Here is a 2,086-nt window from a genome sequence, read left to right as displayed (position 1 = left end):
ACGGCTGAGCGATGAAAGCCATACCCGGCGCTCCTGGGTGCTGCAAAGCCTATGGCAGCCAGTGGCTTACAGCACCCGAGAAGAAAGGTAAGGAAGCGATGAAGATTGTCGTATTCGGTGCCAGCGGCCCAACCGGCCTGAACGTAGTTCGCCAGGCAATCGATAGGGGACAACAGGTTACCGCCGCAGTGCGCCGCCCCGGCGACTTCGCCATCGCCGATCCGCTGTTGCGCGTCGTGCGGACAGATGCACGCGACAGTGACTCGGTCGCACAGGCCATAGCCGGGCATGATGCTGTGATATCGGTCCTGGGCGGAAGCTACACACTCGAGCCCGTATCGATCTTTACCGAAGGCGTCGGAAACATCATGCGGGCAATGGAACTACATGGCGTTCGACGCCTGGTCTGCGTCAGCTCGGTCTGCGTCGCCGGCACCGCGGCTCCGGGCGAAACCTTCCTTTTTCGAGCCGTACTACTCCCCGTGATGCTCACTCTGGGGCGTACCGCTTACGCCGATATGGGACGCATGGAGGCAGCCGTCCGGAACAGCGGACTCGACTCGACCATCGTCCGCGCGTCCGGACTCTTCGACGGCACCACGATCACCGACTACACCCTGGCGCCGTCGGGCGTACCCGGCCGATACACCTCGCGGGTGGATCTTGCCGATGCGCTACTGGATGTGACCCTCGAGAACAAGTTCGTCGGCGCATGCGTCGACGTGGTCACGTCCGCGGGGACTCCGCGCCTCACCGACACCTTCCGTGCACGCTAGCTCTTATCGATATGGCCATTCCATGGCCGCTCCGCGACCGAACCGGGAAGTCCTGGTCGCTGCCGCGGGGGTCACGAGCCGCCCTGTTTCGAGTCAGCGCGGCGGGGTATCGCCGATCTGGATCACCCACCGACCGCCGCCGGGGACGGGATGGCCGTTCTCCTGGACCGGCAGGCAGGCGGTTGCCGCGCACCAGCGCGCCCACAAGGCGCTGCCCGTACCGGGCCGGCAACCGCCACCACCACCCGCGACCGGCTACCACCGGATATCGGCGGTGGACTCCAGCGGTTCGCGCACACCTGTCAGCTCGATGGTCGCGAGGGTGTCGGCATCGTGCAGGGTAGCCGGGAAGCGGAGCCGCGTCCGCTCTTCGATCTCGGTCAGCGCGACCTGGAACACCCGGAACTCGTCGAGTTCGAGCGCTTCGCGCAGGTCGAGTTGCTGAGTCAGCAGAAACGCCCGGCAGGTGAGCCTGCCCGCCTCGACGAAGCAGATCACCTTCCAGTACTCCTTCGGCAAGGCCACCCCGCGGTGGACGCGGTCATCGGCACGGAAGACTGGTCCCCCGAACACCGTCACCTTCAGGTCGTCGACGTCGACATCGGCGAACACCGCGTCTTCGAGCTGCCCCCACACTCCGCGGCGGCTGCTCTGATTGAAGTCGTCCATCTGCGGGGTGATGTTGGTGTAGAAGAACGAGTCGATATTCGCCTGCTCCGCTTCGCTCGCACTGCCCCACAGCAGGTCAGCCCGCCGTGCCAGGTGCCCACGATCGAGCCGATTACCCTGGTAGAGCTCATTACCCACCTGCACGTCGGCCGGGATCCGCGAGTCTTTGACGAAGTCGATACCTCGCCTCCCGATCCTTTTCATCGCACCACCATCGATATTCCAGCCCACCCAGAACGCGAAGCGCCGCGCGGCACTCAGCGCCAACGAGAAATGCGTGTACCCGATGACTTCGGAACCATCAAGGCGCACCGCGTCCCCGCGCACCGCCGCATCGAGTTCCGGAACCTCGATACCGGTCCCGAGGAAGCCACGGTCGTACCCGGTCGACACCGCTTCGTTCACCACGACGGAGTCGCCGATCCGGCTGGTATTCGTATCGGCGGTCATCGTCAGCCCTTTCCGAAGTGACGGGATGCTGTCTACACGCTCACCGAGCGTGCACATCATCGTCGCCGCCCCGATCGGCAACCTCACGAGTAGTCGACTACCCGCATTCGTCATGGACGCGCACTCATCCCCACGATGACGGAAAGATTCGCTGTGTCGAACGGCCGGCGCGCGTACTGTCGCTGGCACTG

Annotated in this window: 2 protein-coding genes; one reads left to right on the top strand and one right to left on the bottom strand. The window is 64.6% G+C overall.

Features of this window, described 5'->3' with window-relative positions; all coding sequences use genetic code 11:
- Positions 1-98: 98 nt before the first annotated feature.
- Positions 99-776, top strand: coding sequence for an NAD(P)-dependent oxidoreductase (locus ACFWPJ_RS31280; protein WP_378856888.1), 678 nt, complete (start codon positions 99-101; stop codon positions 774-776).
- Positions 777-1,031: 255 nt separating this feature from the next.
- Here ACFWPJ_RS31280 and ACFWPJ_RS31275 read toward each other — a convergent pair whose 3' ends face one another.
- Positions 1,032-1,895, bottom strand: a complete 864-nt coding sequence (locus tag ACFWPJ_RS31275; RefSeq protein WP_378856886.1) for a DNA/RNA non-specific endonuclease — start codon at positions 1,893-1,895, stop codon at positions 1,032-1,034.
- Positions 1,896-2,086: the final 191 nt, after the last annotated feature.

Origin of the sequence: Nocardia sp. NPDC058497, assembly GCF_042720195.1 — a bacterium.
In the GTDB taxonomy this organism is placed as follows: Bacteria; Actinomycetota; Actinomycetes; order Mycobacteriales; family Mycobacteriaceae; genus Nocardia.
Note: the sequence above shows the minus strand (reverse complement) of the source record. Positions and strands in the feature narration are given on the sequence as shown.

Coding starts and splice junctions, on each gene's coding strand:
- ACFWPJ_RS31280 (WP_378856888.1), top strand. CDS start 99: ATGAAGATTGTCGTATTCGGTGCCAGCGGCCCAACCGGCCTGAACGTA.
- ACFWPJ_RS31275 (WP_378856886.1), bottom strand. CDS start 1,895: ATGACCGCCGATACGAATACCAGCCGGATCGGCGACTCCGTCGTGGTG.